This window comes from Paraburkholderia sp. MM5384-R2 (assembly GCF_014201025.1).
In the GTDB taxonomy this organism is placed as follows: Bacteria; Pseudomonadota; Gammaproteobacteria; order Burkholderiales; family Burkholderiaceae; genus Paraburkholderia; species Paraburkholderia tuberum.
The window spans coordinates 33,500-57,489 of record NZ_JACHDI010000033.1 but is presented as its reverse complement, the minus strand read 5'-3'; the positions used below and the strand labels follow the sequence as shown (position 1 = coordinate 57,489).

The following is a 23,990-nucleotide window of genomic DNA, read 5'->3' as shown; positions in this document are numbered from 1 at the left end:
GCCGTTCAACCAATGCAAAACGAAAGACAAACATCATGTCGATGAGATCTGAATACTGCGGTCTGGTGACCGAGGAACTGCTGGGCCAATCCGTCTCGCTGTGCGGCTGGGTAAGCCGCCGCCGCGACCATGGCGGCGTCATCTTCATCGACCTGCGCGATCGCGAAGGGCTCGTTCAGGTCGTTTGCGATCCGGATCGCGCTGACATGTTCAAGGTCGCCGAAGGCGTGCGCAACGAGTTCTGCGTGCAGGTCAAGGGCATCGTGCGCGGCCGTCCGGAAGGCACGACCAATGCCTCGCTGAAGAGCGGCAAGATCGAAGTGCTGTGCCACGAGCTGATCGTGCTGAACGCGTCCGTCACGCCGCCGTTCCAGCTCGACGATGACAACCTGTCGGAAACCACGCGCCTCACGCATCGCGTGCTCGACCTGCGCCGTCCGCAGATGCAGCACAACCTGCGTCTGCGCTACCGCGTCGCGATCGAAGTGCGCAAGTACCTCGACGAGCAGGGCTTCATCGACATCGAAACGCCGATGCTCACGAAGAGCACGCCGGAAGGCGCGCGCGACTACCTCGTGCCGTCGCGCACGAACCCGGGCCAGTTCTTCGCGCTGCCGCAGTCGCCGCAGTTGTTCAAGCAGCTGCTGATGGTCGCGAACTTCGACCGTTACTACCAGATCACCAAGTGCTTCCGCGACGAAGACCTGCGCGCCGACCGTCAGCCGGAATTCACGCAGATCGACTGCGAAACCTCGTTCCTGTCGGAACAGGAAATCCGCGATCTGTTCGAGGCGATGATCCGTCACGTGTTCAAGACGACGATCGGCGTCGAGCTCGACGAGAAATTCCCGGTCATGGAATACGCGGAAGCGATGCGCCGCTTCGGTTCGGACAAGCCGGACCTGCGCGTGACGCTCGAGTTCACCGAGTTGACCGATGCGATGCGCGGCGTCGACTTCAAGGTGTTCAGCACCCCGGCCAACACGAAGGACGGCCGTGTCGCGGCGCTGCGCGTGCCGAAGGGCAGCGAGCTGTCGCGTGGCGACATCGACAGCTACACGGAATTCGTGCGCATCTACGGCGCGAAGGGCCTCGCGTGGATCAAGGTCAATGAAGCGGCTAAGGGCCGTGACGGTCTGCAAAGCCCGATCGTCAAGAACCTGCACGACGAAGCGCTGAAGGCGATCATCGAGCGCACCGGCGCACAAGACGGCGACATCATCTTCTTCGCGGCGGATCGCGCGAAGGTCGTCAACGACAGCCTCGGCGCGCTGCGTCTGAAGATCGGTCATTCGGAATTCGGCAAGGCCAACGGTCTGGTCGAGTCCGGCTGGAAACCGCTATGGGTCGTCGACTTTCCGATGTTCGAATACGACGAGGAAGACAACCGCTACGTCGCCGCGCATCACCCGTTCACGAGCCCGAAGGACGAGCACCTCGAGTACCTCGAAACGGACCCCGCGCGCTGCCTCGCGAAGGCCTACGACATGGTGCTGAACGGCTGGGAAATCGGCGGCGGCTCGGTGCGTATCTACCGTGAGGAAGTGCAGAGCAAGGTGTTCCGCGCGCTGAAGATCAACGCGGAAGAAGCGCAGGCGAAGTTCGGCTTCCTGCTCGACGCGCTGCAATACGGCGCGCCGCCGCACGGCGGTATCGCGTTCGGTCTGGACCGCATCGTCACGATGATGGCCGGCGCCGACTCGATCCGCGACGTGATCGCGTTCCCAAAGACGCAACGCGCGCAGGATCTGCTCACGCAGGCGCCGAGCGAAGTCGACGAGCGTCAGCTGCGCGAGCTGCACATCCGTCTGCGTACGCCGGAACCGAAGGCATAAAACCGCGGCCGCTGCGCGCGGCGGGCAAGCGGTCTTGCGTGTGCCGGCCATCGGGCCGGCGGCCGCAAAAAAACCACACGAGCGAAACGAAAAGGCGCTGAGGTGATCTTCACCTCAGCGCCTTTTTCAATTTTTGCGTTACAGTGAAGCCACCGCTTTCCAGACCCTTTCGACCGTCATCCGACATGTACCGCGCGTATCGTCGCGCCCAGTTTGAGCCATGCCGAAACCGCCGAAAATTCCGCAGTCCGTCCTCGTCATCATTCATACGCCTGCGCTCGACGTGCTGCTGCTCGAGCGCGCCGATCATGCGGCGTTCTGGCAGTCGGTGACGGGTTCGAAAGACCGGCTCGACGAACCGCTCGCCGACACGGCGGTGCGCGAAGTCGGCGAGGAAACCGGCATCATGATCGGCGGCGCACTGGTGCCGCGCAGTGGGTTGTTCGACTGGCACTACTCGATCGACTACGAGATCTACCCGGAATTTCGTTACCGCTACGAAGCGGGCGTGCTCTACAACACCGAGCACTGGTTCAGCCTGCAGGTCCCCGAGTGCATCGACGTGACGCTCGCGCCGCGCGAACACACCGCGTATATGTGGCTGCCATATGAAGAGGCCGCATCGCGCTGCTTTTCGTCGTCGAATGCCGATGCGATCCTGCAGTTGCCGCGCCGGCTCGCCGCACGCCCGGTCGACCCGCAATCCGGCCCGCTGGCCGGGGAGCGTGGCCAGTGAGCGCAGGCGGCTCCGGCCGTTTCGCGCGTCTGCGGCACACGTTGCTCGGCCGTCGTTACTGGCAGCGCTACCGCTTCACCAGTAACAACGAGGTCGAGCTGCTGCGCTCCGGCGACGATTTCTTCGACGCGCTGATCGAGCGCATCGACGCGGCCGAGCACAACGTCGCGCTCGAAACCTATATCTTCTGCGACGACGAAGCCGGCCACGCGGTCAGCGAGGCGCTGCTTCGCGCTGCCGCGCGCGGCGTCAGAGTGCGCGTGATCACCGATGGCGTCGGCACCGCGCGCCTGAAGATGTTCGAGCAATGGCCGGCCGGCGGCATCGAGCATCGCATCTACAACCCGCATCTGTTCGGCCGCTTCGGCTTTTCGCGCACGCACCGCAAGCTCGCGGTGATCGACGATCAGATCGCGTATTGCGGCGGCATCAATATCGTCGACGATTACGAGAACAACGGCGAGAAGCTGCCGTACCGGCGCTGGGACTTCGCGGTCGAGCTGCGCGGGCCGGTGGTCGCCGACGTGCGCGATGCAATCGAGGTGCAGTGGCGGCGGATTCGCGTCGGCCATCGGCCGCTCGATTCGATGAAGCCCGACCTGTCGTCGCCGGACGTCAACTCGCTTGGCAGTCTGCGCCGACGCCGGCGACGCCGCAACGAGGCACTGTGGGCCGGCGGCGAGCCGTGCGTCGCATTCGTCGCGCGCGATAACCTGATCAACCGCCGCGCGATCGAAAAAGCTTATCTGGCCGCGATCGGCCAGGCGCGCCATGAAATCCTGCTCGCGAATCCGTACTTCATGCCGGGACGCAAGCTGCGTCGCGCGCTGGTGTTCGCGGCGCGGCGCGGCGTGGTCGTGAAGCTGATCATCGGGCGTAAGGAGTTCAAGGCGCTCGATTACGCCGTGCCGTTCCTGTACCACGCGCTGTTGCGCGCAGGCGTGCAGATCGCCGAGTACGAGAAGACGCTGCTGCACGGCAAGGTCGCGGTGGTCGATTCGAACTGGGGCACGGTCGGTTCGTCGAATCTCGATGCGCTCAGCCTGATGCTCAACAACGAAGCGAACGTCGTGCTCGTGAACGATCCGTCGATCCCCAAACTGCGCGACGCGATTCTCGACGCGTTCACGGACGCGCGCCCAATCGATGAAGCGCACTACGAATCGCGACCGGCGCGCGTGCGCGCGCTGAGCTGGATCGCGTACACGAGCTACCGCGTCGCGATGAAGCTGCTGACGGTGGGCGGCTACGACTAATACCGCTCGCACAAGAGCCCGCGCTTGCCGCATCATGTCGGCCATCACACGCGCGCGCCGATCGGCAACCATCGATTCAAGACAAACGCCTCTAAAAATCTGATTGATCTGATGGTCGAAAGCCGCAAAATTAGAAGCCAGTTAGAAACCGGTTTCTAATAAAGTCCTTGTTTCGCGGACGGCAAGCACTCAATAATAGTACGGCCGTTCGATTTTCAATTCGGTCACATTAGAACGGTAAAACAGCTATGCGAAAAGGCGAACAAACCCGAGCCGCGATTCTCGACGCAGCACTCGATCTGGCAGGCCGAGACGGACTGGAAGGTCTGACGATTGGGCTGCTGGCCGAGCGCATGCAGATGAGCAAGAGCGGTGTGTTCGCGCATTTCGGGTCGCGCGAGGATCTGCAGATCGAGGTCGTGCGCGAATACCACCGCCGTTTCGAAGACGAGGTGTTTTTCCCGAGCCTGCGCGAGCCGCGTGGTCTACCGCGCCTGCGCGCGATGATTTCCCGCTGGATCGAGAAACGCATTCAGGAAGTCACGACCGGCTGCATCTACATCAGCGGCGCCGTCGAATACGACGACCGCGCGGACAGCCAGGTGCGCGAGCAGTTGGTGTCGAGCGTGACGACGTGGCGTGCGGCGCTCACGCGCGCGATCTCGCAAGCGATGGAAGAAGGGCATCTGCGCGCCGATACCGACCCGCAGCTGATGCTGTTCGAACTGTATAGCGTCACGCTCGGCCTGCATCACGACGCGCGCTTTCTGCATCTGCCGGATGCGGTGCGTCTCACGTGGGCCGCGCTGGAAAAACTGATTAATTCGTATCAAAGCGAAAGCCGTTAGCGGCGTGGCCGGAATCTACCGGCAACGCGCGGCGCAGAAGGTCCGGCCACGGACCCGGCCAACGGCCTGGCTTTTTGTCAAACCAGGGAGAGAGAGTCATGGGACAGTACGCCGCGCCGCTGCGCGACATGCAGTTCGTGTTGCACGAACTGCTCAACGTCGAGGCCGAACTTCGGCAAATGCCGAAGCACGCCGAACTCGACGCCGACACGATCAGCGCGGTGCTCGAGGAAGCCGGCAAGTTCTGCTCCGAAATGCTATTCCCGCTCAACCACAGCGGCGACCAGGAAGGCTGCACGTATGCCGGCGACGGCGTCGTGACCACGCCGAAGGGCTTCAAGGAAGCCTATCGGCAATACGTCGAAGCCGGCTGGCCGGCGCTCGGTTGCGACCCGGAATTCGGCGGCCAGGGACTGCCCGCGTTCGTCAACAACGCGCTCTATGAAATGCTGAACTCGGCGAATCAGGCGTGGACGATGTATCCGGGCCTGTCGCACGGCGCGTACGAATGCCTGCACGCGCACGGCACGCCGGAACTGCAGCAGCGCTATCTGCCGAAGCTCGTCGCAGGCGTCTGGACCGGCACGATGTGTCTGACCGAGCCGCATTGCGGCACCGACCTCGGCATTCTGCGCACGAAGGCCGAACCGAACGGCGACGGCTCGTACTCGATCAGCGGCACGAAGATTTTCATTTCGAGCGGCGAGCATGACATGGCGGAGAACATCGTTCACCTCGTGCTCGCGCGTCTGCCGGATGCGCCGAAGGGCACCAAGGGGATTTCGCTGTTCATCGTGCCGAAGTTCGTGCCGAACGAAGCGGGTGAGCCCGGTGAGCGCAACGGCGTGAAGTGCGGTTCGATCGAGCACAAGATGGGCATCCACGGCAACGCGACCTGTGTGATCAATCTCGACAACGCGAAGGGCTGGATGGTCGGCGAGCCGAACAAGGGCCTGAACGCGATGTTCGTCATGATGAACGCAGCGCGTCTCGGCGTCGGCATGCAGAGCCTCGGTCTCACCGAAGTCGCATATCAGAACTCGCTCGCGTACGCGAAAGAGCGGCTGCAGATGCGTTCGCTGACCGGCCCGAAGGCGCCGGAAAAGGCCGCCGATCCGATCATCGTGCATCCGGACGTGCGCCGCATGCTGCTCACGCAGAAGGCCTACGCCGAAGCCGGCCGCGCGTTCTCGTACTGGTCGGCGCTGCAGATCGACAAGGAGCTGTCGCACGCCGACGAAGCCGAGCGCAAGGAAGCCGCCGACCTCGTCGCGCTGCTCACGCCGATCCTGAAGGCGTTCCTGTCGGACAACGCGTTCGAAGGCACCAATCACGCGATGCAGATCTACGGCGGCCACGGCTTCATCGCCGGATGGGGCATGGAGCAGTACGTGCGCGACGCGCGCATCAACATGATCTATGAAGGCACCAACGGCATCCAGTCGCTCGACCTGCTCGGCCGCAAGGTGCTCGGCGACATGGGCGCGAAGATGAAGAAGTTCGGCAAGCTCGTCGCCGGGTTCGTCGAAGCGGAAGGCATCAAGCCGGAGATGCAGGAGTTCGTGAACCCGCTCGCCGAGATCGGCGAAAAGGTGCAGAAACTGACGATGGAAATCGGCATGAAGGCGATGCAGAACCCCGACGAAGTCGGCGCTGCGGCCGTGCCGTATCTGCGCACGGTCGGCCATCTGGTGTTCTCGTACTTCTGGGCGCGCATGGCGCGCATCGCGCTGGACAAGGAGGCATCGGGCGATCCGTTCTACAAGGCGAAGCTTGCGACCGCGCGCTTCTACTTCGCGAAGCTGCTGCCCGAAACGGCGATGACGATCCGCCAGGCGCGCGCCGGTTCGAAGCCGATGATGGACGTCGAAGAAGCGTTGTTCTGACGCTCGCACATCGAGCGAGGCCACACAAATCGCGCGAAGCATGGCTGACGCTTCGCGCCATCGCACAACTCTCCGGAGAAACGACGTGAGCAATCTGATCATTCGCAAGGTAGCCGTGCTCGGCGCCGGCGTGATGGGCGCGCAGATCGCCGCGCACCTGATCAACGCCAAGGTGCCCGTGCTGCTGTTCGACCTGCCCGCCAGGGAAGGCCCGAAGAACGGGATCGCGCTGAAGGCGATCGAAAATCTGAAGAAGCTGTCGCCGGCGCCGTTCGGCGTGAAGGACGACGCGCAATACATCCAGCCCGCGAACTACGACGACGACATCGACAAGCTCGCCGAGTGCGACGTCGTGATCGAAGCGATCGCCGAACGCATGGACTGGAAGCACGACCTGTACAAGAAGGTCGCGCCGCACATCGGCCCGAACGCGATTTTCGCGACCAACACGTCGGGGCTGTCGATCACCGCACTGTCAGAAGGTTTCGCGGACGAACTGAAGGCGCGCTTTTGCGGCGTGCACTTCTTCAATCCGCCGCGCTACATGCATCTGGTCGAACTGATCCCGACCGCGACGACGCGTCCGGAAATTCTCGATCAGCTCGAAACCTTCCTGACCAGCGTGGTCGGCAAGGGCGTCGTGCGCGCGAAAGATACGCCGAACTTCATCGCGAACCGCGTCGGCGTGTTCTCGATCCTTGCGGTCATTGCCGAAGCCGCGAAGTTCGGCCTGCGTTTCGACGAAGTGGACGACCTGACCGGCGCGCGCCTCGGCCGCGCGAAGTCGGCGACGTTCCGCACCGCCGACGTGGTCGGTCTCGACACGATGGCGCACGTGATCAAGACGATGCAGGACACGCTGCCGGACGATCCGTTTCTGCCGGTCTACGAAACGCCGGCCGTGCTCGCCGAACTGGTGAAGAAGGGCGCGCTCGGCCAGAAGACCGGCGCCGGCTTCTACAGGAAGGAAGGCAAGGCGATCAAGGTGCTCGATCCGAACACGGGTGCATATATCGACGGCGGCGGGAAGGCCGACGAACTCGTCGGCCGCATTCTGAAGCGTCCGGCCGCCGAGCGTCTGAAGCTGCTGCGTGAAACGCAGCACCCGCAGGCCCAGTTCCTGTGGTCGATCTTCCGCGACGTCTATCACTACATCGCCGTCCATCTGGAATCGATCGCCGACAACGCGCGCGACGTCGATCTCGCGATCCGCTGGGGCTTCGGCTGGAACGAAGGTCCGTTCGAAGGCTGGCAGACGGCCGGCTGGAAGCAGGTCGCCGAATGGGTGCAGGAAGACATCGCGGCGGGCAAGGCGCTCGCCAACGTGCCGCTGCCGTCGTGGGTGCTCAAAGGCGCGGTTGACGAGAAGGGCGGCGTGCACACGGCTGAAGGCTCGTGGTCACCGGCCACGCAGACCTTCGTGCCGCGCTCGTCGCTCGACGTGTACCGCAAGCAGGTGTTTCGCGCGCCGCTCGTCGGCGAAACCGGCGCCGATCCGAAGACCTACGGCAAGACGCTGTTCGAGACCGATGCGGTGCGCGCATGGGTCGACGATCGCGCGGGCGAGGACGACGTGCTGATCGTGTCGTTCAAGAGCAAGATGAACACGATCGGACCGGCGGTGATCGAAGGGCTCACGCAGGCGATCGAACTGGCCGAGAAGGACTACAAGGGCCTCGTCGTGTGGCAGCCCACATCGCTGAAGCTCGGCACGCCGGGCGGTCCGTTCTCGGCGGGCGCGAACCTCGAAGAAGCGATGCCCGCGTTCATGATGGGCGGCGCGAAGGGCATCGAGCCGTTCGTGAGGAATTTCCAGCAGGGCATGCTGCGCGTCAAGTACGCGAACGTGCCGGTGATCTCGGCAATCTCTGGCATCGCGCTCGGCGGCGGCTGCGAGCTCGCACTGCACAGCGCGAAGCGCGTCGCGCACATCGAGAGCTATCTGGGTCTCGTCGAAGTCGGCGTGGGTCTCGTGCCGGCGGGCGGCGGCCTGAAGGAAGCGGCGCTGCGCGCGGCCGAAGCGGCAAGCCAGGTCGGCGCGACGAACGATCTGCTGAGGTTCCTGCAGAAGTCGTTCGAGAACGCGGCGATGGCGAAGGTGTCGGCCTCCGCGCTCGACGCCCGCGCGATGGGCTACCTGAAGCCTTCCGACACGATCGTCTTCAACGTGTTCGAACTGCTCGACGTCGCGAAGAAGGAAGCGCGCGCGCTCGCCGCGGCGGGCTACCGTGCGCCGCTGCGCGCGACCCAGGTCCCGGTCGCGGGCCGCTCGGCGATCTCGACGATCAAGGCGTCGCTCGTCAACATGCGCGACGGCCGCTTCATCAGCGAGCACGATTTCCTGATCGCGAGCCGCATCGCGGAAGCGGTGTGCGGCGGCGACGTCGAAGCGGGCAGCCTCGTCGACGAAGAATGGCTGCTGCAACTCGAGCGTCGCGCGTTCGTCGAACTGCTCGGCACGCAGAAGACGCAGGAACGGATCATGGGCATGCTGCAGACCGGCAAGCCGGTGCGCAATTAAGCGGCGACCGCCCAATGTGCATGGGACCAGAGTAAGAGCTTTGGCCAACTCTGGTCGACAAAGGAGATTCCCAAATGGCAAAGCAATTGCAAGACGCATATATCGTCGCCGCGAGCCGTACGCCGATCGGCAAGGCGCCGCGCGGCATGTTCAGGAACACACGTCCGGATGAGCTGCTGGTTCACGCGATCAGGTCGGCCGTCGCTCAGGTGCCCGGCCTCGACACCGGCGTGATCGAAGACGCGATCGTCGGTTGCGCGATTCCGGAAGCGGAGCAGGGCCTGAACGTCGCACGGATCGGCGCGCTGCTGGCAGGTCTGCCGAACACGGTCGGCGGCGTGACGGTGAACCGCTTCTGCGCGTCGGGTTTGACCGCGCTCGCGATGGCCGCGGACCGCATCCGCGTCGGCGAGGCGGATGCGATGATCGCGGGCGGCTGCGAATCGATGAGCATGGTGCCGATGATGGGCAATAAGCCGTCGCTGTCGCCGCATATCTTCGATCGCAACGAAGACGTCGGCATCGCGTACGGCATGGGCCTGACCGCGGAGAAAGTCGCCGAGCGCTGGAAGATCAGCCGCGAAGCGCAGGACGCGTTCTCGGTCGAATCGCACCGCCGCGCGATGGCCGCGCAGCAAGCCGGCGAATTCAACGACGAAATCGCCGCGTACACGATCGTCGATCGCGTGCCCGATCTCGCGACCGGCGAGATCAACGTGAAAACGCGCGACGTGTCGCTCGACGAAGGTCCGCGCGCGGACACGTCGATGGAGGGCCTCGCGAAGCTGCGCGCGGTGTTCGCGAACAAAGGCTCGGTCACGGCCGGCAACAGCTCGCAGACGTCGGACGGCGCGGGCGCGTTGATCGTCGTGTCGGAAAAAATCCTCAAGCAGTTCAACCTGACGCCGCTCGCGCGCTTCGTCAGCTTCGCAGTGCGCGGCGTGCCGCCGGAAATCATGGGCATCGGCCCGAAGGAAGCGATTCCGGCCGCGCTGAAAGCCGCGGGCCTGAAGCAGGACGACCTCGACTGGATCGAGCTGAACGAGGCGTTCGCCGCGCAGTCGCTCGCGGTGATCCAGGACCTCGGCCTCGATACGTCGAAGATCAACCCGCTCGGCGGCGCGATCGCACTGGGCCATCCGCTCGGCGCGACCGGCGCGATTCGTGCGGCGACCGTGGTGCACGGCCTGCGCCGCCGCAACTACAAGTACGGCATGGTGACGATGTGCGTCGGTACCGGCATGGGCGCGGCGGGCATCATCGAGCGTCTGTGAGCCGCTGATCGAACGGGGGATCCTTCTGTGATCCACCAGGGACCGCGCAACGGTTCGCAGGCCGCGCGGCTTGCGAACCGTTTCTACATTCAGCAGGAGCACAAGGAGATGAACGGGATGACGACGGATATTCTGGTCGAGCGCGCCGACGCGGTGCTGACCATCAGCTTCAACCGGCCCGGCAGGAAAAACGCGTTCACGGCCGCGATGTATCAGACGATGGCCGACGCGCTCGTAGACGCGCAGGCCGACGCGTCGGTGCGCGCGATCCTGATTCGCGGCAGCGCGGGCATGTTCAGCGCGGGCAACGATCTCGAGGACTTCATGAAGTCGCCGCCGGTTGGCGAAACCCCGCCGGTGTTCCAGTTCCTGCGCGCGCTATGTTCGGCGGAAAAACCGGTGGTGGCGGCGGTCGCGGGGCCGGCGGTCGGCATCGGCACGACGCTGCTGCTGCATTGCGATCTGGTCTACGCGGCCGACACCGCGAGCTTTTCGCTGCCGTTCACGCAGCTCGGGCTGTGCCCGGAAGCAGCGTCGAGCCTGTTGCTGCAGCGCGTGGCCGGCTACCAGGCGGCGGCGGAAAAACTGCTGCTCGGCGAGGCGTTCGACGCGGCCGAAGCGCACCGCATGGGCTTCGTGAATCGCGTGCTGCCGGCGGGCGAAGTCGACGCGTTCGCGGCGTCGCAGGCCGCGAAGCTGGCGGCGCTGCCGGCGTCGTCGTTGCGCGTGACGAAGAGCCTGATGAAGCGCGCGAGCCAGCAGGAACTGCAGACGCAGATGACCGAGGAAGCCGTGCATTTCGGCAAGATGCTGCTTGCGCCCGAAGCGCGCGAGGCATTCAAGGCGTTCTTCGAGAAGCGCAAGCCGGATTTCCGGCGGTTCGACTGAGGGGGGCGACGCAGGCGGGCTTCGGGTGGGTTAGCCGTGAATCGTTGCTGCGCCGCTTCAATCGCTCAAGCTTGCTGCTGCCAGGTGTCGTAATCGACGTAGCTGCCTTCGCGGCAGAAGCTCACGAGCCGCACGCCCGCCTCACGCGCGATCGCAATCGCGAGCGACGACGGCGCCGAGATCGTCGCGAGCATCGGCACGTCGACGCGCGCGGCCTTGCGCACCAGCTCGTAGCTCGCGCGGCTCGACAGAAACACGAAACCGTCGCGCGTATCGGCGCGGTCGAGCACGAGCTGGCCGATCAGCTTGTCGAGCGCGTTGTGGCGGCCGACGTCCTCGAACGCAGAGTGGATCGCGCCTTGCGCATCACACCACGCGGCCGCGTGGAGGCCGCCCGTCAAACGAGTGAGCGCCTGGTGCTCGGGCAGCGCGCGCGCGGCGCGTGCGATCGCATCGGGCGCGAGCCGCTGCAAGAAGCCAGTGTCGGGTACACGCTGCGGTTTCAGATCCAGCAGATCGATGCTTTCGATGCCGCACACGCCGCAGCCGGTGCGCCCGGCGAGCGCGCGGCGCTTTTCCTTCAAACCGGCGAACGCCTGCTGCACGACCTGCAATTGCACCTCGGCATGCGGCAGCTCGCCGTGCCCGTGCAATTCGACCTCGATGTCCTGAATGTCGCTGCCGCGCTCGACGATCCCCTCCGAAATCGCGAAGCCGACCGCGAACGCTTCGAGATCGCGCGGCGTGCACATCATCACCGCGTGCGAGATGCCGTTGAACACGAGCGCGACCGGCCACTCCTGGCCGACGTGATCGGTGGCGGTTTCAACCGCCGCGCCGCGATGGCGGCGCACTTCGAGTTGCACCGCGCCGGGTTGTTCGTCGCTGTCGAGGGCGTGGGGCTGGCCGTCCGCCCGCCCGGTTGCGCGCCCGTTTTCCTGTCCGTTCAAGCTGCTTCACTCCTGTACCATGCCGCGCGTCAAAGGGTGCGCCGGCCTCGCCGTATGCTTCGCGGCGGCCGCCGCGCGGGGCGCCGTCGCGCGAATAAGGTTCTAAAATACCTCAAGCGGCGCCCGCACGCTGTCCGCCACCGACAAGGAGCACTGACATGGGACTCAACGAAGCACCGCTTCTGTTCGACTTCGAGGTCGCGTCTTCGGAGAATTTCACTTATATCCCGATGTCGGTGCGCTTCAATCTCGACCGTTTCGGGCTGCGCATCACGCTCGCGCAGTGGCAGCAACTGCCGCTCGAAGATCGCAAGCTGCTCGCGCGTTTCCCGGTCGAAGAAGACACGCAGATCGAACCGAATTTCGATCACGCGCTGTTCGAGATGCTGCGCACGCACGCGAACGTCGAACCGGAGTGGTTTACGCCTGAGGAGTCGCCGGCCTGGCGTCAAACCGACAGCGTGCCCGACGGTGTCGCGCATCAGGCGGGGCTGGCCGGTCTCGCCGCGCCGAGCGTCGCGCGCTGGGCCGAGCTCGATCCTTTCAAGCGCTATGTGCTCGCGAAGCTGTCGCGCAAGCCCGAGGCGAGCCACGATTTCGTCCCGGCGATGAAGGAATTTGGAGCGGCCGGCTAGGCGCGGCCGGCTAGGTGCGGCCGGCCAGCCGCTCCCGGCCAGGCGCCCCCACCAACTCGCAGCCTTCCCCCCAATCCTCAGATTTTTTTCGCGCCGACCCTCAACCCGCTTCCGATCGCTGCCGATATCCAAAAGGATGGCGCGTAAAAGACTTGCATCGATGCGGCCCGACGCACCGGCAGCGAGCGCGCTCTCCTGCCCTCGGAACGATTGACGTTCGGAATCCATGAATCCTTTTCTATCGAAGCGACTGCTGATCAATATTGTGGTCGTGGTCGTCGTGGTCGTCGCGGTCGGTGCAAACGCGTTCGTCGCGTACACGCAGATTCGCGGGCAGCGCGACGCCGATGCGCGCCTCGCGCGCTCGACCAGCGTGCGCCAGAACCTCGATGCGTATCACGCCGCGCTCGATAACGCGCTCGCCGCTCTGCACCGCCTGAAAGAATCGGGCAAGCCGGTGCCGCCCGACGCGGCCGCTTCGATGACGAACACACTCGCGAGCCGCGAGCAGTCACTGCGCGACGAGCTCGCGAGCGAGCCGTACATGTCGGGGGCGCTCGCCAGCCTGAGCGCGGCGCGGCACGCGTTGCAGCACGATCTGGAGGACACGCTGCGCAACCATGCGAGTGACCTGCCCGGAGCGGCAAGCGCGCCGTCGGGGGCGGCGTCGGGCGTGGCGCACGCGGCATCGACCGAAGCACCAGGGGCGGCCCCCCTCGACGCGCCATTCGAGGCATCCCTCGACCCTGCGCCGTCGAACTCGCATCTTGCCGCCGCGCTAGAGCGTGTCGAAGCCGCGCTCGCCACGTTGCGCAGCGAGGAAAACCGCTCGTTGCAGATCTCGCTCGCGGCATCGGCGAGCGACAGCGAGCGCGCGATGTTCGTGCTGCTCGTGACGATGCTCACCGGCAGCGTGCTGCTGTTCCTCACGTTCGGCGTGCGCGAGAACAGCGCGCGCGAAAAACTGCGCAGCGCCCGCGCGCTGGTGCGCAACGACGAGCGTTTTCGCAGCCTGTTCGACGATCACACCGTGCCGATGTACATCTTCGATCGCGACACGCTGTGCTTTCTCGCCGTCAACAAGGCCGCGATCCAGCAATACGGCTACACGGAAGACGAGTTTCTCGGCATGACGATCCGCGCGATCCGCCCGAACTCGGAAATCGGCCGCCTGGAGACGCACCTGCAGCGTAGCGCCGACCTCCGCCAGAGCCACACGATGGCGGGCATCTGGCGGCATCGGCGCAAGGACGGCTCGATCCTCAGCGTCAACGTGTCCTATCACGCACTGAACTTCATGGGCCGCGACGCCTCGTTCGTGCTGGCGGACGACGTGACCGACCAGATCAACGCCGAAGCCGAAGCGCAGCGCTCGAATCAGATGCTCGAAGCGGTGATCGACAACATTCCGCAGCGCATCTTCTGGAAGGACCTGAACTCGCGCTATCTCGGCTGCAACATGGCATTCGCGCGCGACGCGGGGCTCGCGTATCCCGAGCAGGTGGTCGGCAAGAGCGACGCCGACCTGGCGTGGCGCGCGTTCGCCGACCTGTTGACCGAGCACGATCGCGAAGTCGTGAGCACCGGCGTGCCCAAGATGAACTTCGAGGTCGACTTCGTGATCGACGGCTTGCACCGCACGACAGTCACGAGCAAGCTGCCCTTCACCGACGGCGGCGGTCAGGTGATCGGCGTGCTCGGCTCGTACACCGACATCACCGAGCGCAAGCGCGCCGATCTCGCGCTGCGTCTGCAAAGCCGGGCGCTCGACGCGAGCGTCAACGCGATCCTGATCACCGCGCCGTCGCCGTCGGGCAATCTGATCGAATACGTGAATCCGGCGTTCATGCGCATCACCGGCTACGATCCCGCCGAGGTGATCGGCCACGACTGCCGCGTGCTGCAACGCGACGACCGTGACCAGGAAGGCGTCGCGTTGATCCGCGAGGCGCTCGCGGCGAATCGCGAGGTCAGCGCGGTGGTGCGCAACTATCGCAAGGACGGCGCGCTGTTCTGGAATCAGCTGTTCATCGCGCCGGTGCCGAACGCGGAAGGCGTGATCACCCATCATATCGGCGTCATCAACGACGTGACCGAGCTGATCCGCTATCAGGAGCAGCTCGAATACCAGGCCAACTACGACGGCCTTACGCGGCTGCCGAACCGCAACCTGCTGCGCGACCGGCTCGAACATGCGCTCGTCGTCGCGCAGCGGCATCATTCGGGCGTCGCGGTCGTGTTCCTCGATCTCGACGGCTTCAAGAACGTCAACGACAGCCTCGGCCATAGCGTCGGCGACCGGCTGCTCGGGGTGGTCGCCGAACGGCTCGCGCGCTGCTCGCGCACCAGCGACACGGTTGCGCGCCACGGCGGCGACGAGTTCGTGATCGTGATGACCGACACCGTCGACGAGCAATCGCTGATCACGTGGATGGAGCGCGTGCGCGCGTCGATCGCCGAGCCGGTGTGGCTCGACGGCACCGAGCTGTACGTCGGCTGCAGCATGGGCGCGAGCCTGTTCCCGCAGGACGGCGAGGATGCCGAAACGCTGATGAAGAAGGCCGACGTCGCGATGTATCGCGCGAAGGACATGGGGCGCAACACGTTCCAGTTCTATCAGCCGGAGATGAACGCGAGCGCGGGCGCGCGCCTGAATCTCGAACGACGCCTGCGCCGCGCGCTGCGCGACAACGAGTTCCTGCTGCACTATCAGCCGCAGGTCGATATCGGCAGCGGACAGATCGTCGGCATCGAGGCGCTTGTGCGCTGGCACGATCCCGAGGTCGGGCTCGTGCTGCCGTCGTCGTTCATTCCGCTCGCCGAGGAAAGCGGGCTGATCGGGCCGCTGTCGGACTGGGTGCTGCGCGAGGCGTGCCGGCAGAACAAGGCGTGGCAGGATCAGGGCTTGCCGCCGGCGCGCGTGTCGGTGAATCTGTCGGCGCGGGTGTTCCAGCAGCGTGACATCGCGAAGCTCGTGATGCAGGTGCTCGACGAGACCGGACTCGAACCGAAGTACCTCGAACTCGAGTTGACCGAAAGCACGATCATGCGCAACGCGGAAGAAGCAGTGTCGATGCTCAACGAACTGCACGGGCTCGGTATCGGTCTCGCGATCGACGACTTCGGCACCGGCTATTCGAGCCTCAGCTATCTGAAGCGCTTCCCGGTGGACCGCTTGAAGATCGACCGCTCGTTCGTGTCGGATATCGGCGTATCGGGCGACGATGAGACGATCACGTCGGCGATCATCGCGCTCGCCCATTCGCTGAAGTTGCAGGTGATCGCCGAGGGCGTGGAAACGTCGGCGCAACTCGACTTCCTGAAGGAACGCGCGTGCGACGAAATGCAGGGCTTCTATTTCGCGAAGCCGCTATCGACGGAAGCGATTTCCGAACTGCTGCACGGCGGGTTGGCGCCGGAGCTGGAGCCGGCGTGAGGGGAGCGTGACGCGGCGACGGGTGCCGCCGCGTGTCGCGTCCAACGCTGGTCACTGAGCCGGCGTGTCCATAAACACCGGCAGGCTTTCCGCGAACGCGGAAAACTTCTCGAGCCGCGGATGATCGGCCTTGCTGACCGCCTCCGGCAGCATCATGTGCGTGAACTGCCAGGCTACGGCGACGGCCACCTCCGCCGCGCTGAACTGCCGCTGCGTGTCGGGCAGCGGCCCTTCGCCCAACTCGCGTTCGAGTTCGGCATAGGCGGCGAACAGTTGCGCGTGCACGCGCTCGACCCACGGTTCATGCTGCTTCTCCTGAGGCCGCAGATTGCGCTCGTAAACGATCTGCACGCTCTTTTCGCAGGCGGCGAGCGCGAGACCCGTCAGACGCGCGGCGCGCAACGCCGCGTCGGCCTGCGTCGGGAACAGCGGGGTGGGGCCGGCGAGCGTTGCCAGATACTGCAGGATCACCGTCGAGTCCATCAGGATCGCGCCGTTGTCGGCGACGAGCGTCGGCGCCTTGACGACCGGGTTGATCTTCGCGAACTGGTCGTAGGTGCGGAAAACCGAAATCGACTCGTGTTCGAAGTCGAGCGCGAGCAGCTTCATGCAGATGGCGACGCGCCGCACGTAGGGCGAGTCGAGCATACCGATCAGTTTCATCTCGTTTCCATGAGAAGAGCGACTATGGGGCGTCCCGGGCCTCGTGCGCCGATCGGCTGGAACGGCTAGCGGGTGGCGCGGCGCGTGACGCGTGGAATCGCTAGCTTAAGCATCCTCGCCGGCTCAGTCCAGCGCGGGCAGCGCGCGCGGACGGCGGTCGCTGTCGGTGGCGACGTAGGTGAGGATCGCTTCAGTGACCTTGACGACGTCCTGCGAGAGGCTCATCCGGTGCGCGTAGACCTCGACCGACACCGTCACCGACGTATTGCCGGTCTTCACGATATCCGCGTAAAAGCTCAGCAGATCGCCGACGAACACCGGTTGCTTGAACAGGAAAGAATTAACCGCGATCGTCGCGACCCGCCCATTCGCGCGCCGGCTTGCCGGAATCGACCCGGCGATGTCGACCTGCGCCATGATCCAGCCGCCGAACACGTCGCCATGAATGTTCGCGTCCGATGGCTGCGGCATTACGCGCAGCGCGCACGGCTTGGACGGAAGTTGAAGAAGATCGGTCATCGGGACATCCTTGGGAAACGTATTCGAGTGTATTGACGCGCATTGACGCAATGGCTGGGCCAGTTCGACAGTAGGCCATGCAAAGCGCCGCCAGTCGGCTTCTGCGACAATAGAAAGATCAGGAATTGTACGGGAAAGCACCCAGCGAAGCGCGCGAGCCGCGCGCCGCTGCGAACTCCGGCAGCTCCACACTCTCCCCACGATTTATGCGCCGCGCTCCTTCGTCCGAACCCTCGCCGATTTCCACCGCACCCCGCAACGACTGGCAAACGATCCTGTCGCTGCTGCCATACCTTGCCACCTACAAATGGCGAGTCGGCTTCGCGCTCAGCTGCCTGATCGGCGCGAAGTTCGCGAACCTCGGCGTGCCGATCGTGATGAAGCGCATCGTCGACAGTCTCGCGTCGGTCCGGCATCTGACCGCGCTCGGCCGCGCGCAGGACGCGCCCGGCATCGTGCTGCTCGGCGGCGTCGGCTTGCTGGTGGTCGCGTATGCGGTGGCGCGGCTGTCCACTTCGTTTTTCACCGAGCTGCGCGAAATCCTGTTTTCGAAAGTGACGGAAAGCGCGGTGCGCCAACTCGCGCTGAAAGTATTCCGCCATCTGCACGGACTGTCGCTGCGCTTTCATCTGGAGCGGCAGACGGGCGGCATGTCGCGCGATATCGAACGCGGCACGCGCGGCATCACGCAGCTGATTTCCTATTCGCTGTACAGCATCCTGCCGACGCTCGTCGAAGTCGGTCTCGTGCTCGGCTTTTTCGTCGTCAAATACGAGGCCTATTACGCGATCGTCACGTTCGTCGCGCTCGCGGTGTACATCGCGTTCACGGTGAAGGTCACCGAGTGGCGCACGCACTTTCGCCGCACGATGAACGAGCTCGATTCGAAGGCGAATTCGCGCGCGATCGACTCGCTGCTCAACTACGAGACCGTCAAGTACTTCGGCAACGAGGAATGGGAAGCGAGCCGTTACGACGAGAACCTGAAGCGCTATCGCGCGGCGGCGATCAAGTCGCAGCGCTCGCTGTCGGCGCTGAACTTCGGGCAGCAGGCGATCATCGGCACGGGGCTCGTGTTCATCCTGTGGCGCGCGACCCAGGGCGTGATGGCCGGGCGTCTGACGCTCGGCGACCTGGTGCTGATCAACACGTTCATGCTGCAGCTGTATATTCCGTTGAATTTTCTCGGCGTGGTCTATCGCGAGCTGAAGCAGAGCCTGACCGACATGGACCGCATGTTCTCGCTGCTCGGCGCACCGCGGGAAGTGCCCGACGCGCCCAATGCGGTGGCTTTGCAAGTGAGCGGCGCGCAGGTGCGCTTTGACGACGTGAGCTTCGCGTACGAGCCCGCGCGGCAGATTCTGCACGGCGTGAGCTTCACGATCGCGGCCGGCACGACGACGGCGGTGGTCGGCCACAGCGGTTCGGGCAAGTCGACGCTCGCGCGGCTGCTGTTCCGCTTCTACGATCTCGACCGCGCGACGGGCGGCGCGATTCGCATCGACGGGCAGGATATTCGCGACGTCACGCAGGATTCGCTGCGCGCGTCGATCGGCATCGTGCCGCAGGACACGGTGCTGTTCAACGACTCGATCTACTACAACATCGCGTACGGTCGGCCGTCGGCGACGCGCGACGAAGTGATCGCGGCGGCGCGCGCCGCGCATATCCACGAGTTCATCGAGAGTCTGCCGAAGGGCTACGACACGCCGGTCGGCGAGCGCGGGCTCAAGCTGTCCGGCGGCGAAAAGCAGCGCGTCGCGATCGCGCGGACCATACTCAAGAATCCGCCGATCCTGTTGTTCGACGAAGCGACGTCCGCGCTCGATTCACGCTCCGAGCGCGCGATCCAGCATGAGCTCGACCTGATCGCGCGCGAACGCACGACGCTGATCATCGCGCACCGGCTGTCGACGGTCGTGCACGCGCAGCAGATCATCGTGATGGACAAAGGGCGCATCGTCGAGCGCGGCACGCACGCGGAGCTGTTGCGCGCGAACGGTTTGTTCGCGCAGATGTGGGCGCTGCAGCAGCGCGCCGCGCACACCACGGATGCGGTGGAAAGAGCGGAAGCAGTCGGGGCAGGTGAGAGCCCGGCGAAGTAAAGCTCAGCGCGCGCGCAGCAGCCGATCGAGCGCTTCCAGCTGCGCCTGGGTGCCGATGTTCTCCCACAAGCCTTCGTACAGCTCGCCGCTCGCGAGCCCACGCGCGATGGTCGCGCGGTAATACGGGCTCAGCGCGCGCCGCGTGCCGCGCGGCAGATCGCGGAACATGCGCGTGTCGTACAGACCGAAACTGCCGAACGTGAGGCGCGGCTGCGCGTCGAGCGACAGCACGCCGTCGACGAGACCAAAGTCGCCGTTCGGGTGAAACGCCGGATTCGGCACCATCACCAGATGCATGCCGGGCTCGGGCAGCGCCTTCAGCCGGCCGGCGTGCGCGTGCAGCGCGGCGAAGTCGTAATCGGTGTACACGTCGCCGGCCACCGCGACGAACAACTGATCCGCGCCCTCGTCGGTCAGCAGCGGCAGCGCCTGCGCGATGCCGCCCGCGGTCTCCAGCGCCTCGTGCTCGGGCGAGTAGCGCAGCTCGACCTGCCAGCGCGAACCGTCGCCGAGCGCGGCTTCGAGCTGCGCGCCGAGCCACGCATGATTGATCACGATGCTACGGATGCCGGCCCGCGCGAGCCGTTCGATCTGCCATACGATCAGCGGCTTGCCGCCCACTTCGAGCAAGGGCTTCGGGCACGCGTCGGTCAACGGACGCATGCGCTCGCCGCGGCCCGCGGCGAAAATCATCGCTTTCTTTACGGACATCGTCATCGGTCAGAAGGTGTAGCCGATTTCCTGCGCGCGGCCGTCGAGGTCGTCGAGCAGTTTCGCGAACCCGCGCAGCGGCGCGTAACGCTGCGCCACCTTGCGTGCATAGCCGATGAAGCGCGGCAGGTCGTTCATGTAATGCGCCTTGCCGTCGCGGTAGTTGATGCGGCAGAACAGGCCGAGCACCTTGATGTGCCGCTGCAGCCCCATCCATTCGAGCTGGCGGTAGAACTCGCCGAAATCGGCATCGACCGGCAGGCCGGCTTTTTTGGCGCGCTCCCAGTAGTACGCGAAGCAGTCGAGCTCGAACTCCTCGTCCCAGCTGAGGAACGCGTCGCGCAGCAGCGACACGACGTCGTACGTGATCGGCCCGTACACCGCGTCCTGGAAGTCGAGCACGCCTGGGTTCGGCTCGGCGATCATCAGATTGCGCGGCATGAAATCGCGCAGCATGAAGCTTTGCGGCTGCGCGCGCGCGCTCGCGATCAGCAGCGCGAACGTGCGATCGAGCAGCGCGCGCGTGGCGGCATCGACCTCGCGGCCAAGGTGCCGGCCGATGAACCACTCGGGCATCAGCTCCATCTCGCGGTGCAGGAACGCTTCGTCGAACGGCGGCAGCACGTCTTCGCGCGAACTGAGCTGCCAGCGGATCAGCGCGTCGAGCGCGTCGCGCATCAGCGCGCGAGCCGCGCGCGTGTCGCCCGCGGCCTGCGCGTCGGTCAGCGCGCCCAGATACGACGCGGTGCCGAGATCGGTGACGAGCATGAAGCCAGCGTCGAAGTCGACCTCGAGCACGCGCGGCACGTGCACGCCGGCGGCGGCGAGCAATTGCGCGATCTGTGCGAATTCGCGGCATTTTTCGGGCGGCGGCGCGTCGACGGCGATCAGCGTGGCCGCGCCGTTGTCTTGCGGCGCCTTACCGGCGAGCCGGAAATAACGGCGGAAACTGGCGTCGGACGAGGCCGGAACGAGGGTGTCGGGCTCGAGCGCATGGCGCGCCGCGTGGCCTTGCAGCCAGGCCTTGAGCAGGGAGAGACGGGTGTCGGTGAAATCTTGGGTGGAAGGCAGCGTCATGAAAAGCGGCGGCAAATTCTTGGGGACAACGTCTTGCCATATAATACCCCACGACTTTTTTGACGCGACTCACACGCCAGCTTTCGCGTGCTCCGTTTCACCGCCCGCCTTATCACTCGGCAAATTGGGAATCCAGACGTGCAGCCGACTCTAACGGTCGCGGTGTGCAGGCGGTGGATCGTGACGACGAAAGCTTGCGCACGGGTCGACTCGCCAAACGATACATGCCGCCCAGACAGCTTTCCGATACCACTCCTTCCTGTGCAGTAGTGCCGCGCAAAAGGCGGCTCGTCGCGGCGCTGATCGCCGTTCCGGGCCTGATGCCCGCGCTTGCGCACGCCCAGCTGGTGGGGGAAGCTGCGCAACCGCAGGCGGTCTACCCGCCGTGGGGCATGCAGCTTGCGCCGCAGCTCGAGGATCATCCGTTGCAAACGGGCCAGCGGCCGGCCACCTTCGTGCTCGGCGACCACGCGAGCGGCACGATCGACCAGGATCTGGCCGCCAAGGGCTCGGCGGAAGTGCGGCACAACACGTCCGTGATCAAGGCCGACGCCCTGCACTACGATCAGGACACGGACATGGCCGATGCGTACGGCAATGTCCACGTGATCAATACCGGCAATACCTTCATCGGACCCGAGGCGCATCTGCGCGTCGATTCGACCGAAGGCTTCATGACCGCGCCGAAGTACCACTTCACGCTGACGGGCGGCTCGGGCAGCGCGCAGCGCGTCGACCTGCTCGACGCGGAGCGCTCCGTGTTCACGAAGGGCACCTACACGGCGTGCGCGTGCACGGACAATCCGGCCTGGTACATCAAGGGCAGCGAGTTCGATTTCGACACCGGCGCGGACGAAGGCGTCGCCTACAACAGCGTGCTGTTCTTCCAGGGCGTGCCGGTGTTCGCGTCGCCGTGGCTGTCGTTCCCGCTGTCGGGCGATCGGCGCAGCGGCCTGTTGCCGCCCACGTTCTCGCTGAGCTCGACGAACGGTTTCGAGCTGTCGGTGCCGTATTACTTCAACATCGCGCCGAATCGAGATCTGACGGTCACGCCGCGTCTGATCTCGAAGCGCGGTGTGCAGTTGCAGAGCACGTTCCGCTATCTGTCGCCGACGTATTCCGGGTCGATCACCGGTGAATTTCTGCCCGACGATCGCCTGACGAAGACCAACCGCTACGCGCTGTACATCCAGCACAACCAGAATTTCGGTAACGGCTTCGGCGGCTACATCTATTACAACAAGGTTTCGGACAACACCTATCCGGAAGACCTGTCGTCGTCGGTCAACCAGTTCATGAACGGCACCCAGCTCCTGTATCAGCAGGAAGCCGGGTTGACCTACAACAACGGACCGTGGTCCGTGCTCGCGCGCGAGCAGCACTGGCAGACGCTGGAGCCGTCGGTCGCGCCGTACGGCCGCCAGCCGCAGTTGAACGTCAAGTACGCGAAGTACAACATCGGCGGCTTCGATTTCGGCGCCGAAGCCGACTACACGAACTTCCGCATCACCACCGCGGATCTGAGCGAAGGCCAGCGGGTGCTGTTCAACCCGTACCTGTCGTATTCGGTGGTGGGGCCGGGCTACTTCGTCACGCCGAAGGTGCAGTGGCACTTTGCGTCGTACAACCTGAACAACATCGGCACCGATCTGGCGAACGTGCCGGGGGCGCAGAAGAATTTCACCGAGTCGATTCCGACCTTCACGTTCGACACGGGACTGACGTTCGAGCGCTCGGTGCGCATTTTCGGCGCGGACTATATCCAGACGCTGGAGCCGCGCCTGTACTACGTGTACACGCCGTACCGCAATCAGAACAACGCGCCGCTGTTCGATACCGCCGAATCCGACTTCGGTCTCGCGGAAATCTTCACGCCGAATACGTTCGTCGGTAACGACCGGATCGCCGACGCGAACCGCCTGACCGCCGGTCTCACCACGCGCTTCATCAATCCGTCCACTGGCGACGAGCGCGCGCGCTTCGTGATCGCGCAGCAGTATTACTTCCGGGATCAGCGCGTCACGCTGACGCCGACCCAGACCAGTACCCAGGCCACGCACTCGGACCTGATCGCGGGCGCGTCGATCAAGCTGGGCGCCGGTTTCGCTTCGGAAACGGCGTTCCAATATAATGCGGACAATAACCAGCTCACGAAGACGAGTGTCGGCTTCGGGTTCAGTCCGGCGAGCGGCAAGGTCATCAACGTCGCGTACCGCTACACGCGCGCCAACACCACGCTCGACAACCAGCCGATCAATCAGGTGCTGATTTCGGGCCAATGGCCGCTGACGCACCGGATGTACGGTGTCGGCCGGTTCAACTACGACCTCGGTGGCCACCGTATCGTCGACGGCCTGGTCGGCCTGCAATACGACGCGGACTGCTGGACGCTCGGCGCCGGCATCCAGCGCTACGCGAACGGCCTGAACTCGTCGGGACAGAATCAGTCGAGCACACGGTTTCTGGCGCAGTTGACGTTCAAGGGCTTGTCGAGCGTCGACAACGGGCTGATGACCGCGTTCCGCAGCAGTGTGGCCGGCTACATGCCGTTGCCGCCACCGCCACCGCCGGAGTCGCGGTTCACCAACTACGAATGACGGTCGCCCGGTCATTCACGGCTTGCGAAAAGACGGGCGAAGCGCCCGACATC

At 64.9% G+C, this 23,990-nt stretch carries 17 protein-coding genes; 12 read left to right on the top strand and 5 right to left on the bottom strand.

Annotated features, from left to right (window positions below; all coding sequences use genetic code 11):
• Positions 1 to 35 precede the first annotated feature (35 nt).
• The 8 genes from aspS (at position 36) to HDG37_RS33620 (ending at position 11,244) form a co-directional block, all read left to right on the top strand.
• Complete coding sequence (gene aspS, locus HDG37_RS33655) at positions 36 to 1,835, top strand: aspartate--tRNA ligase (protein WP_184055189.1); 1,800 nt, start codon at positions 36 to 38, stop codon at positions 1,833 to 1,835.
• 220 nt (positions 1,836 to 2,055) lie between these two features.
• Positions 2,056 to 2,571, top strand: a complete 516-nt coding sequence (nudB, locus tag HDG37_RS33650; protein WP_090803007.1) for a dihydroneopterin triphosphate diphosphatase — start codon at positions 2,056 to 2,058, stop codon at positions 2,569 to 2,571.
• A complete protein-coding gene (clsB, locus tag HDG37_RS33645; RefSeq protein WP_184055188.1) occupies positions 2,568 to 3,827 on the top strand; it encodes a cardiolipin synthase ClsB in 1,260 nt (419 codons plus the stop codon). The genes nudB and clsB overlap by 4 nt, the downstream gene beginning before the upstream one ends.
• Positions 3,828 to 4,075: 248 nt before the next feature.
• Positions 4,076 to 4,675, top strand: a complete 600-nt coding sequence (locus HDG37_RS33640) for a TetR/AcrR family transcriptional regulator (protein WP_184027146.1) — start codon at positions 4,076 to 4,078, stop codon at positions 4,673 to 4,675.
• 98 nt (positions 4,676 to 4,773) lie between these two features.
• A complete protein-coding gene (locus HDG37_RS33635) occupies positions 4,774 to 6,561 on the top strand; it encodes an acyl-CoA dehydrogenase C-terminal domain-containing protein (RefSeq protein WP_184055185.1) in 1,788 nt (595 codons plus the stop codon).
• Between the two features lie 85 nt (positions 6,562 to 6,646).
• The gene (locus tag HDG37_RS33630; RefSeq protein ID WP_184055183.1) at positions 6,647 to 9,082 is read left to right on the top strand and encodes a 3-hydroxyacyl-CoA dehydrogenase/enoyl-CoA hydratase family protein; all 2,436 of its coding nucleotides are present in this window, start codon (positions 6,647 to 6,649) and stop codon (positions 9,080 to 9,082) included.
• 74 nt (positions 9,083 to 9,156) lie between these two features.
• Positions 9,157 to 10,356 (top strand): acetyl-CoA C-acyltransferase, encoded by a 1,200-nt coding sequence (locus HDG37_RS33625; protein ID WP_184055181.1) that lies wholly within the window; start codon positions 9,157 to 9,159, stop codon positions 10,354 to 10,356.
• A 117-nt stretch (positions 10,357 to 10,473) separates the two neighbouring features.
• Positions 10,474 to 11,244 (top strand): enoyl-CoA hydratase, encoded by a 771-nt coding sequence (locus tag HDG37_RS33620; protein ID WP_184055210.1) that lies wholly within the window; start codon positions 10,474 to 10,476, stop codon positions 11,242 to 11,244.
• 65 nt (positions 11,245 to 11,309) lie between these two features.
• On the opposite strand, the gene fdhD is transcribed toward HDG37_RS33620, so the two are convergent.
• The gene (fdhD, locus tag HDG37_RS33615) at positions 11,310 to 12,194 is read right to left on the bottom strand and encodes a formate dehydrogenase accessory sulfurtransferase FdhD (RefSeq protein ID WP_184055179.1); all 885 of its coding nucleotides are present in this window, start codon (positions 12,192 to 12,194) and stop codon (positions 11,310 to 11,312) included.
• Between the two features lie 158 nt (positions 12,195 to 12,352).
• Here fdhD and HDG37_RS33610 point away from each other — a divergent pair, with 158 nt between their 5' ends.
• The gene (locus tag HDG37_RS33610) at positions 12,353 to 12,829 is read left to right on the top strand and encodes a nitrate reductase associated protein (protein ID WP_018419410.1); all 477 of its coding nucleotides are present in this window, start codon (positions 12,353 to 12,355) and stop codon (positions 12,827 to 12,829) included.
• A gap of 226 nt (positions 12,830 to 13,055) precedes the next feature.
• A complete protein-coding gene (locus HDG37_RS33605; RefSeq protein WP_184055177.1) occupies positions 13,056 to 16,265 on the top strand; it encodes an EAL domain-containing protein in 3,210 nt (1,069 codons plus the stop codon).
• A 51-nt stretch (positions 16,266 to 16,316) separates the two neighbouring features.
• Here the strand turns inward: HDG37_RS33605 and HDG37_RS33600 are convergent, their stop codons facing one another.
• Together HDG37_RS33600 and HDG37_RS33595 are read right to left on the bottom strand one after the other, a co-directional pair.
• Entirely contained in the window at positions 16,317 to 16,928 is a 612-nt protein-coding gene (locus HDG37_RS33600) for a glutathione S-transferase family protein (protein WP_184055175.1), read from the bottom strand.
• 123 nt (positions 16,929 to 17,051) lie between these two features.
• Entirely contained in the window at positions 17,052 to 17,447 is a 396-nt protein-coding gene (locus tag HDG37_RS33595) for an acyl-CoA thioesterase (protein WP_184055173.1), read from the bottom strand.
• Between the two features lie 206 nt (positions 17,448 to 17,653).
• Between HDG37_RS33595 and HDG37_RS33590 the strand changes: the two genes are divergently transcribed.
• On the top strand, positions 17,654 to 19,552 hold the full coding sequence (locus HDG37_RS33590; protein ID WP_184055171.1) for an ABC transporter ATP-binding protein/permease: 1,899 nt from the start codon (positions 17,654 to 17,656) through the stop codon (positions 19,550 to 19,552).
• Between the two features lie 3 nt (positions 19,553 to 19,555).
• Here the strand turns inward: HDG37_RS33590 and murU are convergent, their stop codons facing one another.
• Together murU and HDG37_RS33580 are read right to left on the bottom strand one after the other, a co-directional pair.
• Entirely contained in the window at positions 19,556 to 20,269 is a 714-nt protein-coding gene (gene murU / locus HDG37_RS33585; RefSeq protein WP_184055169.1) for an N-acetylmuramate alpha-1-phosphate uridylyltransferase MurU, read from the bottom strand.
• Positions 20,270 to 20,272: 3 nt separating this feature from the next.
• On the bottom strand, positions 20,273 to 21,340 hold the full coding sequence (locus HDG37_RS33580) for an aminoglycoside phosphotransferase family protein (RefSeq protein ID WP_184055167.1): 1,068 nt from the start codon (positions 21,338 to 21,340) through the stop codon (positions 20,273 to 20,275).
• 224 nt (positions 21,341 to 21,564) lie between these two features.
• On the opposite strand from HDG37_RS33580, the gene HDG37_RS33575 reads away from it, so the two are divergent.
• Positions 21,565 to 23,937, top strand: coding sequence for an LPS-assembly protein LptD (locus HDG37_RS33575; protein WP_184055165.1), 2,373 nt, complete (start codon positions 21,565 to 21,567; stop codon positions 23,935 to 23,937).
• Positions 23,938 to 23,990 lie beyond the last annotated feature (53 nt).

What these genes read in the sequence shown, in the direction of transcription:
- HDG37_RS33605 (WP_184055177.1), top strand. Translation starts at nt 13,056, where the DNA reads ATGAATCCTTTTCTATCGAAGCGACTGCTGATCAATATTGTGGTCGTG.
- HDG37_RS33600 (WP_184055175.1), bottom strand. Translation starts at nt 16,928, where the DNA reads ATGAAACTGATCGGTATGCTCGACTCGCCCTACGTGCGGCGCGTCGCC.
- HDG37_RS33575 (WP_184055165.1), top strand. Translation starts at nt 21,565, where the DNA reads ATGCCGCCCAGACAGCTTTCCGATACCACTCCTTCCTGTGCAGTAGTG.
- HDG37_RS33635 (WP_184055185.1), top strand. Translation starts at nt 4,774, where the DNA reads ATGGGACAGTACGCCGCGCCGCTGCGCGACATGCAGTTCGTGTTGCAC.
- HDG37_RS33620 (WP_184055210.1), top strand. Translation starts at nt 10,474, where the DNA reads ATGACGACGGATATTCTGGTCGAGCGCGCCGACGCGGTGCTGACCATC.
- HDG37_RS33580 (WP_184055167.1), bottom strand. Translation starts at nt 21,340, where the DNA reads ATGACGCTGCCTTCCACCCAAGATTTCACCGACACCCGTCTCTCCCTG.
- murU (WP_184055169.1), bottom strand. Translation starts at nt 20,269, where the DNA reads ATGACGATGTCCGTAAAGAAAGCGATGATTTTCGCCGCGGGCCGCGGC.
- HDG37_RS33640 (WP_184027146.1), top strand. Translation starts at nt 4,076, where the DNA reads ATGCGAAAAGGCGAACAAACCCGAGCCGCGATTCTCGACGCAGCACTC.
- HDG37_RS33625 (WP_184055181.1), top strand. Translation starts at nt 9,157, where the DNA reads ATGGCAAAGCAATTGCAAGACGCATATATCGTCGCCGCGAGCCGTACG.
- HDG37_RS33595 (WP_184055173.1), bottom strand. Translation starts at nt 17,447, where the DNA reads ATGACCGATCTTCTTCAACTTCCGTCCAAGCCGTGCGCGCTGCGCGTA.
- HDG37_RS33590 (WP_184055171.1), top strand. Translation starts at nt 17,654, where the DNA reads ATGCGCCGCGCTCCTTCGTCCGAACCCTCGCCGATTTCCACCGCACCC.
- HDG37_RS33610 (WP_018419410.1), top strand. Translation starts at nt 12,353, where the DNA reads ATGGGACTCAACGAAGCACCGCTTCTGTTCGACTTCGAGGTCGCGTCT.
- nudB (WP_090803007.1), top strand. Translation starts at nt 2,056, where the DNA reads ATGCCGAAACCGCCGAAAATTCCGCAGTCCGTCCTCGTCATCATTCAT.
- aspS (WP_184055189.1), top strand. Translation starts at nt 36, where the DNA reads ATGTCGATGAGATCTGAATACTGCGGTCTGGTGACCGAGGAACTGCTG.